The organism is Myxosarcina sp. GI1, assembly GCF_000756305.1.
Lineage (GTDB): Bacteria > Cyanobacteriota > Cyanobacteriia > Cyanobacteriales > Xenococcaceae > Myxosarcina.
In genome coordinates, this window is the sequence record NZ_JRFE01000031.1 from 1 (window position 1) to 9,037 (window position 9,037).

The 9,037-nt window shown below is 40.3% G+C and carries 8 protein-coding genes; 3 read left to right on the forward strand and 5 right to left on the reverse strand.

The window, feature by feature from the left end:
- Nucleotides 1-232: 232 nt before the first annotated feature.
- The 3 genes from KV40_RS35155 to KV40_RS37405 are packed head-to-tail and all read left to right on the forward strand — an operon-like array spanning nt 233 to nt 1,085.
- On the forward strand, nt 233-376 hold the full coding sequence (locus tag KV40_RS35155; protein WP_156114128.1) for a hypothetical protein: 144 nt from the start codon (nt 233-235) through the stop codon (nt 374-376).
- Between the two features lie 40 nt (nt 377-416).
- On the forward strand, nt 417-767 hold the full coding sequence (locus KV40_RS23140; RefSeq protein ID WP_036486474.1) for a nucleotidyltransferase family protein: 351 nt from the start codon (nt 417-419) through the stop codon (nt 765-767).
- A gap of 18 nt (nt 768-785) precedes the next feature.
- On the forward strand, nt 786-1,085 hold the full coding sequence (locus tag KV40_RS37405; protein WP_371260822.1) for a hypothetical protein: 300 nt from the start codon (nt 786-788) through the stop codon (nt 1,083-1,085).
- On the opposite strand, the gene KV40_RS23145 is transcribed toward KV40_RS37405, so the two are convergent.
- The 5 genes from KV40_RS23145 to KV40_RS32470 all read right to left on the reverse strand — a co-directional run bounded on the left by KV40_RS23145 (nt 1,032) and on the right by KV40_RS32470 (nt 8,821).
- Nucleotides 1,032-1,292, reverse strand: coding sequence for a DUF1830 domain-containing protein (locus tag KV40_RS23145; RefSeq protein ID WP_052055869.1), 261 nt, complete (start codon nt 1,290-1,292; stop codon nt 1,032-1,034). The two genes, KV40_RS37405 and KV40_RS23145, sit on opposite strands and share 54 nt — an antisense overlap.
- 1,638 nt (nt 1,293-2,930) lie before the next feature.
- On the reverse strand, nt 2,931-4,334 hold the full coding sequence (locus KV40_RS23150) for a Na+/proline symporter (protein ID WP_036486468.1): 1,404 nt from the start codon (nt 4,332-4,334) through the stop codon (nt 2,931-2,933).
- Between the two features lie 469 nt (nt 4,335-4,803).
- Entirely contained in the window at nt 4,804-5,598 is a 795-nt protein-coding gene (locus KV40_RS23155) for a hypothetical protein (protein ID WP_036486470.1), read from the reverse strand.
- Nucleotides 5,599-5,813: 215 nt separating this feature from the next.
- Nucleotides 5,814-5,963, reverse strand: coding sequence for a hypothetical protein (locus KV40_RS23160; protein WP_156114187.1), 150 nt, complete (start codon nt 5,961-5,963; stop codon nt 5,814-5,816).
- Between the two features lie 23 nt (nt 5,964-5,986).
- Nucleotides 5,987-8,821: a phage/plasmid primase, P4 family gene (locus tag KV40_RS32470; RefSeq protein WP_052055870.1), complete on the reverse strand. Its 2,835-nt coding sequence runs from the start codon at nt 8,819-8,821 to the stop codon at nt 5,987-5,989.
- Between the last annotated feature and the right edge of the window lie 216 nt (nt 8,822-9,037).

Sequence of the window (9,037 nt, forward strand, 5' to 3'; positions counted from 1 at the left end):
CTTCTGGATTAATTTCTGCTTCTGCCTTCAATTGTGCTTATTTTGGGCTACAAGCAGTTGCAGTTCCCTCTAATAAATTTACTCGCTTTAGACTTCTCTCTTTATCTTTAGCCATTTCTAAAGCGGCAACAGCAAACTGCTTTGTTGCTTTATTTTTGATGTAGTCTTTGATTCTATATTATGAGCGGTCAGTATCCCGCACCTTAATCTGCGGTATCTCACACCTTGAGGTGTGGGAACTCACATCTCTACCATTCCAACACTTTCAGCCATTTTTATTTTAGACAAGGTAGTAGGCGATCGCTCTTTGTCAGAAGTAAACTATGTGCAATTACCCTGCGATAAAAGCGATAATAAAGATAAAAAGCGCGATTAGCAAAGCTAGTGCGCTTCCGCGCGATCGCACTTCCATAGTCATGAGTATTTTAGACCCCACAACCGAACAACAAATTGTCGAGCGAGTTTTAAAAGCTAGAGCCGAACGACCTCAGTTTATAGCTCGAATGAAAGTCAGACAGCAACAAGGTATAGAAATTGCTCGTCAGTGCGCCAAGCTTCTCAAACAGCAATTTGGTGTTAGCAGAGTAGTGTTATTTGGTTCGATGCTCGATGTCGAATCGATTTTTGAAGACTCTGACATCGACCTCGCTGTTTGGGGTTTACCAAGCGATCTCTATTGGCAAGCTGGATGTGCTTTAGACAACATAATATTGGAAAACGGCTATAATTTTTTCCCTATCAATTTAGTTGACGTTAACGATGCTTAACCCCGCATCCTTGACGCGATCGCGCTAGACATACATGGTTTTTATTCTGGGATCGAACGAATTTTTGAGAAAATCGCTAAACAAATCGATCGCAATCCACCAGCTAAATCCGAGCAGTGGCACAAAAATCTTTTACAGCAAATGACCGTTGCTATCTCCCAGGTTCGAGATGCTGTAATTAGCACTTCAAATCTGACTAATCTGGATGAACTAGGGGGAAAACTAGCGAAGGCTTTGTTGTGTGTAAGTATTCTTATAACTGGCTTATCGATTGGATTTGATTGGAGCGTGGCTTTGCAATTGTTGACAAGGAATTGAAGCGAACAAAGATGTCTTGCCAGCTACTTCAATGAATATATTCAACCCACTTCCCTCAGAAGCCTTAAATAAAAGTTTTTCGTAGGGAAAAATAACTTTCTCAAATTCAGGGTTCTCTGGAATTTTAGCCACTTGAATCTCAGAGGTGAGATTAATATAAGCACAAAGCAATGCTTGATTTTGAGAATTGGAATTATTAATAACCATATACTTGAAGTTTGTTTACATGATGTTTGAGCAGACGTTAAGAGCTTGAATTTCTGTTTGGCTACCAATGTTAGCGTTCAAACATAGAGTGAGAAGGAAGTAATTACAATCCTAGTTAAGATTTAAGCTCAGTTCGACCTGATTATGCAAAAATATCAAATTATAATGCAAAAACTGCATGAAAAAGCGGTTGGGATTGAGAAATTAGGTTAACTTCCATTGCTGATGTGTCCAGGACAGTCCTGGAATAAACTGCATCTAATTTATTACACATCTCCTGATTGTTGTTTTCCAGTTTCTCCAATTGCACTTGAAATACAGACTCGTAAAAACGCTTCGCTCATTCCGTATCTAAGGTTTCGATTTTCTCGATCATCGGACAATTGTGACAGATAAATTGAAAACTTCTTCGTATATTTGTCCCACCATTCAAATGCAGTTTTACTTTGGTAATAGTAATACTATCTTTTAGAAGTTTTTAAATTTGCCGTCACGCTCATCACATTCATAACTGACAAGGTTTCTAGCCATCAAACTTCAATCACACCCATTACTGTAATTAAAACTTACTAACTGCGTATATACTACAAAGTGGACAAGAAAATCTCTTTTTTCAATCCTAATCAAGCAGCATTGAAGCTCAACTCAAGGTTACATAATTAATTTCTTCTTTGAGCGCAATCGCGCTCTTTACAAAATCAAAATCAACTCTAATTGCCTTGACCAAGGTATTGTCGCCAAGATTGTCAAGATTACCGCCATTGCTCTATTAATACTTTGAAATAGTACTTCTTTCCTTAGATCGACCCAACCATCTTTATCTGTTTAACATTCGGTTAGCCTTTAGCTGTTTCAAGTGAGAGGTAGCGATCGGCATCCGCCGATCCGACGTGCAAAGCACGGCGACGCGCTCCAGCGCGTGTTATCGGAGAGCCAAACGCCTATCTAGAAACTAAGCCAATAGCTAAAGGCTAATAACTAAAGGCTTCTTTAACATTTACGTAATTGACTAATCTCTATCAACTCATCTACTAACCCGCAACTTGGGTTAATAGAATTAGCATTTCATTTTCAGTAAAAATACTGATGAAATGAGAAATCGCTCTATTAAAATCAAAGATAAAGCGACTTTTTAAAACGGTTAATTTAACACTATCAATCACTGGGTTTCCAGCTACTTTTATCAACTAAAGCCGCCAACTTATTTGGCTACTTTGTTTTGAACTTGTTTGATGTCGAAAATTTTCATTAACTACTAAACAAAGAGTTACATAATTATTTGTTACATAAATTATTGAGTCAAATTTTTAATTCATGGCGGAATGAACACCATTTATTTTGGTCTTTTCTAAGACGAAAAAATATGAAATACTTCTGTCCTGTATGTGACGATATTTTACTTTGTCATTTTCAGCAACGTAAAATTATTTGGTTTTGTCTCCGATGCCGCCAAGAAATGCCCAATTTTTGCTTGATTGAAAGAGTTATTGAACCCAGAAGCAATTCTTTACAGCCAATTGAGTCTTCAAATTATAAAACTCATTTGAGATCTAATTGAGCGAAAGTCTTTTGAGCATCAGTCTGACAAAACCAAGATTAATTTTAGCTGATAAAAGATACCATGATGTTTATTGTTGTTTAAGACTTTCGATTTAAAAGAGCACCAAGCAGATAACCAATAACACACAAAATTAAACCATAGACATTGATTCCTAAGTCGATGGCATACTCGCCAATCCCCAGAGCCATCCAAGCGGGAAAGATTTCTGTTTGAAAAGCGTTTTCTATGACTCGTAAAATGCCCAAAATCAAACCGCTCCAGAAAGCCAAGTGAAAGCTTAATGTCCCTGCCGAGCGAATAAAGGAGAGGAGAAAAATGGGGGCAAGACCCATAACCATCGTGCCGCTAATCGTCGTGGCGAGAATAATTGCTGGACCAATTCTATCTCCTAAATAAATACTCAATAGAGGCAAATTGCCCAGAATAGCAATGGCTATCATTGCCCAACGTCCAGTGTGTGCTTGTAACTCAGTAGGCTGTCCGCTTCGGTTAAACCAATCTCTCGCCGATAGTTTAGCCGTACTAGAGAAAGTAGAATCTAATGTCGAGCCTGCACTGGTTAACATAATCGCGTTAAAAACCAATAGTAACGGTAAGCCAAACAGCATAGGAACGGTTAAAGTAGGTTGACCCTCGACTCCCAAACGGAGAGCATAAAGACCAACAATACTGAAGAGTAAAATAAAACCGCCGCTGAGCAGACCCGCAAGCACAAATCCCCGCACCATCTTCTTGGGAGAGGTGATAAAAGCGCGGTCGGTAAGCACTGGATCGTGGAACGGGTAGCTAAGAATTTGCACTAGAGCCAGACCACAAAACGTCATTCCTGCTGCTTGGGTTTGAGGTTCGACATTCGGAAATCCTTCCTGAAGCAATTCGGGAGTAAGAACGGTAAGAATAGCCACCAGCAAAACAGCCGCTAGCAACATCTGCATCCCATCAGTCAGCAAGCTGCTGCGGAGTCCTCCTAGAAGCGTATAGTACACGGTAAATCCTGTAACGACAATAGCCGCCATCCAGTAACTAAGGCTACCCTCTGCTCCAAAATAAAGCGAGAAGACTTTTGTATTTGACCAGACTTCGTTGAACAAACGAATGGCGATTGCTACTAAAAACAGTTTGGCGCAGATGGGGTCGTATTTATCAACGAGAAAACTGGGTAGGGAAGTGTAGCCTCTGACTCGAAGATGGTAAATGGCAATCGCGGCGGTTATGAAGCTGCAATAGTAGATGGCGTAGCCTACCCCTCCAACAATGCCAAAGGCATAGGCAAGACTCGCTGCGTTATCAATAGATTTGGCAAAAATCCAGGATATTGCCGCACTAGAAACGAGCAGCCACAATCGAGGAGTTTTGCCATCTGCTGATTCTCCCTGAAAGAAACCCGATGCAGAAACGCGCCTCGGAGTTGTTTTTTGCACTACAACATAGACAAACAAGCCATAGCCAAATAAAAGTGTCCAAGTTAAAGCTGATGCCATATAGTTTTTTAGCTTTTATAATTTTGAGCAGTCGTCTATAAACACTTTATTCAATTAGTCTGAGCGATGGCTAAAAGACAGTAACAAAAGTAGGGCAGAAACGCCTTCTTATCTCGCTTCCTTAATTCTCTCGTGGTGTTCCTTGGCTTTCATAGCTTTAGCCAAGTAGTATTCATATTCATCATTCTGACTAATTTTAAGGATTTGGAATCAGTAAAAAACGACTGTGATGGACAAATCAAAAACTTTCTCAGATTTTTATTCCACCATGCAGGTGCAAATATACTTTGGTTAAATTAATTATGAGTTTTTTATTTTGCCGTCACATCAATCATATCCATAACTGACAAGGTTTCTAGCTATTGCGATTCCATCATACTTATCACTGCACTTAAAACTTACTTGCTGCATATATACTACAAAGCAGACAGATCTCTAATGCTGTTAGACCGACACTCAAGACAAGTTCTTACTTCAAATATTTAGGTGCTTGGGTTGTACTGTTTCCAATCTTTTCGATCGCCTCAAAGCAATCCTTCTCCGAGCAGAATTTAGCTTTCACGCGCACGAAATAGCGGGACATCTGCTGCTTTTTCTCAAGATCGGGGTCGTATTTAAATGCTGCCACTGATGAATCTGCCCATTCTACAGGAATATAATTCGGCTTTAATATCTGTTTAGCCTTCTTAGTCCCAACTCTTTCTACTGTTTGAGCTAATTTGTTACTGTAATTTCTAAACACTGCAATGACTGGAGACTCAAAGAAAGGTACATATTGCCAGAACCCCGACAGGTAAAACTCACCAGGCTCTAAATCTTGAAAAATACTTTCTCTAGCTTCTTCTGTGTTCGCGACCGTCACCAAGTTAAAATCTATTTTGTAACCTTCTTGTTTTTTGTTGTAACTAATTTGAGGATAGACTGATAGCTGAAGAGTCCTGCTGCTCTGAGATGTTATTTCTTCTACTAAGACTTTATATCTTTGTTTTGATTTAGCAGTGTAGCCCAAACGATATTTTTGTCCCTCTATGGTAATTGTAAGTTGTTCCTCGTTTTTAACCGCTACTGCACCTTCAATTACTCCGATCGCTTGGAAGATTTTCTTAGATTCGGATGTCTGAGAGGTTTTGAGTTTAGTTTTGCTTGTATTGTCTGCTTCTAAATTAGATGATGAACTATTCTTGGGACTAAAGACTTTGTTGCCCCGATCTTGTTTCTGTGCTTCATTTTTCGTTGCAGGAGGCAAAGAGGTTTTATTCACCATCACTAATACCCAATAAAGTATTTTTCTTACTCTATCGAATTTTTTCGTTTTAGGCGATCGGCTTTGCCGCTGCCGTAGGCAATCGCGAAGCGGATGACGGGCGGCATAAACTGACAAGGAAACCTCGACAGACGCGCCCTCCCCTTCGGGCTTATCGCATGACTGCGCTGGCGCAAGCCAATCGCCTGAAGGAAGGTGGTTTTCGACAATCTCTTCTAATCTCGCTTTGAAACCACTTTAATTGCCGTTCTACCTCCTTGCTCGGCAGCATTGAGACTATAGCAAGCCAAATCAAAACTGTAGACTTTTCCTACTTCATCTATGATTGAAAACTGATAACAATGTGCAGTTGTGTAATAAACCACAAGGATATATTTATCAATCGCTATCAATTTTTCGACTCTAAATTCTTGTTGTGGCATATTTGCAATTGATTAATGTGAACTAATTCATCCACTAGTTCCAACGCCACCATATTATCCTCAATAGCTAATACTTGAAAGGGTTGCGCCCAACTCCAGTGACCAGGACAATCTTTAATCATTACCCGATCGCCCACGCTAAGAACTTCATCTTTAGTAGAGATTTCTTCAGCTTCTACTTCCTCAATATTTTCTTCTACTTCTGCTCGATTGTCTTCGGCAGTTTCTAGATTACCATCTTCTTCATCAACGCTCTCATCCATCACGCAATCGATCGCTTTAACCACTTTCTCAATCACCAAATTCCAAAGTTTACTAATGACATTCGTACTACTAGAATCTGTTTTGGTTTTTACTGCTCTGTTAGTAATCAATGGTGGTTCATCATCTGCTGCATCGCGAAGTCTCAAACCTCTGATAAACGAACCAGCGCGATCGCGTCCCTTTTCTAAATTTAATCTCAACTGATTGTTTAGCAGGTCGGATAGCAGATTAACAAACCTACGTAACCCAATTGACCTAGTACCAGTATCGTGACAGTATTCAGCATAGTTAGGGTATAACCATTCGTCATTGTGTAAATACCAGTTATCCGAGTTACTATCTTTATCGCGTTTGGCTACTCCGATATTAGTCCTAGCTTCGGGGTCTAAAATTACCTTGTTATCTAGCCAGTCAGCGATGGGATTAGTTTCTACCAATGTCTGTGTCTTCATTGCTAATAGAGATGGTACGGCAGTTTCATAGTTTTTAATGATGTTAGTAGCTTCCTCCTCGTCCATTGCCAACACCCAATTGAGTAATCCTGATAGATAGGGGACAAATTCACCAAACATTTCTCCATTACGATGCTCGATTAAATTTCTCTGGCGATCGCTCTCAATCCGATTAAACATCGGGATTGAAATTCTTCTTCTTTCTAGTCCTGAAGTATAGTCACTACTCTGAATCACTTCATTAGTCGCCACAATGGTCATTGCTTGAGGAGTAAAGCCACCGCTACTTTGTCTGTACTTAACTTCGTATGGTAAGGTATCTTGACCAGTCAGAGCTTTAAGTTTGCTGACTTCCCCTGCGTATCGTTCCGAATCGTTAATTAACACCAAACGCTTGCCAGCAACCGAAGCGGTTTCAAACTTTTCCCCCTCTAGTTTTTTCAGGGTAGTGGTATGGGTGTTCTCTTGTCCTACTAGTGCGATCGCTAATCTAGTAAAAGTGGATTTACCCGTTCCTCCAGGTCCTATTAATTCCAAATATTTCTGCCAATCGGTTCTACCAGTGACTACTCCTCGCAGATAGGCTCTCATTAGCTGGACTAAATCCTCATCACCCCGACACATTTGGTTTAGCCATTGCTGTATTGGGTAGCAGGACAACAGAGGATTATAGCTATATGGCAGACACCAAGTTAACTTATGTTCGGGGGCATGGGGTAACAGCTTTTTAGTTTCTAAGTTTAAAACCCCATTTCGCAGTGGTAACAATCCTGTAGCTTCATCCCAACAACGCACTGCCAAATCCATTTTTAGTAATCCGACTACACCATTGATAAAGCTGATGGTGAAACTTGGCTTTTTTCCTTTTGGATTCGATAAGGCTATCGCACTAGCAGTTTGTTCTAATTCTAACTTGACTAATTGCCCCACAAATTCTGTAGGTTCGATGCTCCAGATTCCCTCAATAACTGAACTATAACGATACCACTGCTGTAGTTCCGTATTCCATGCTAGGCGCGATCGATACTTCTCTGCCAACCACAATGCTAAATCTGATTGCGACCAATTTGGAACATTAGTAGACTGAGCGACTTCTGTTTTCGGCTCTGTTACTTTGTCGTCCTGTTGCTCAGTCTGCTTGTATTGTTGTTCGATAGCAGCCTCTAATTTGGCTATTAGTTCTTCGGCATCTAAATGACCATGAGCTTTTACCCAATCAGCTAAATCTCCTTTCTCTGGTATTTCTGTCCAGATGTTTTTGAGATTGAGAACTAGACAAGAGAAGTCAACTTTAATAGCTGCTGATTCTACTAGGCTGGCTTTTTTCCTCCCTGCTTCATCATTATCGGGAAAGTAAACCAAACCCTCTGCACCAGCTTTTTTCAAAGCTTTTATAGTTGAAGCAATTGCGTTTTTATTCCAGTTAGAACCCTGCCAAGTAATAGCTGATATGGCGATCGCTCTACCTGCTTCGACAGATTTTTCACCCTCTACTGCTAATACCCATTTGTTACGGCAGTTAGCAGCGGCTTCATTTTGTCGATAAGCATTCCAATCTTTTGCTCCTTTTTTCCAGCGTACTAAACCGTTTGAGGCTCTATGTGCCTGTCTAAAGGTTTTCTCTCGACCTTTATCGGTTTGCCATTGAAAACGTGACACCCACTGCGTTTTTGAGTAGTGGTAACGGGTTTCAGTAGCGTTGCTTGGTATTCCTTGTTTCTGTAGCCATTCGGGAATTTCTGTATCCGTATTTGGCTGAGGTATATCTTCGGCTGCTGCTGGTAATCTGGCTAAAAGCTTTTGCTTTAGGGGAAAGGGGAAAGGGTCAAGGTTAAAGGAATTTTTTTCCTTTTTTCCTTTTTGCCTTTCACCTTCCACCTCTTTCCAAGGGCGAATAGCTTCTCGGATGTCTCTAACTTCGCAACCACACTTAAACGCATAATACTTGCCACTACGTTTGTCGATCTTGAAACCACCGTCGCTACAGACAGGGCATTTACAGTGGTATTCAGTTAAAGTTTGTTTGACTATATCAAGGCGATCTAAATAGTCGAGAATTTTAAAAGGTGCGATGAAATTAATCATGCTACACCTCCTACAAAACAGTCTATTAACTGTTGTACCGAATTAGAGATGCACTTTTGCAGCACCTCTCTTACAATATAGGTATCCATTTATTTCCCCCTTCGGGATATGGTTTGACTTAAAGCGATCGCAATTCTTTGGACGGAATCGGGCGATCGCTTTTAGCTTTTGTGGCAGTGAACTTTTTTCAAATATTTGAGAACTAATTATTTCTAT

What these genes read in the sequence shown, in the direction of transcription:
- KV40_RS23150 (WP_036486468.1), bottom strand. Translation starts at nt 4,334, where the DNA reads ATGGCATCAGCTTTAACTTGGACACTTTTATTTGGCTATGGCTTGTTT.
- KV40_RS23140 (WP_036486474.1), top strand. Translation starts at nt 417, where the DNA reads ATGAGTATTTTAGACCCCACAACCGAACAACAAATTGTCGAGCGAGTT.
- KV40_RS32470 (WP_052055870.1), bottom strand. Translation starts at nt 8,821, where the DNA reads ATGATTAATTTCATCGCACCTTTTAAAATTCTCGACTATTTAGATCGC.
- KV40_RS23145 (WP_052055869.1), bottom strand. Translation starts at nt 1,292, where the DNA reads ATGGTTATTAATAATTCCAATTCTCAAAATCAAGCATTGCTTTGTGCT.
- KV40_RS23155 (WP_036486470.1), bottom strand. Translation starts at nt 5,598, where the DNA reads ATGGTGAATAAAACCTCTTTGCCTCCTGCAACGAAAAATGAAGCACAG.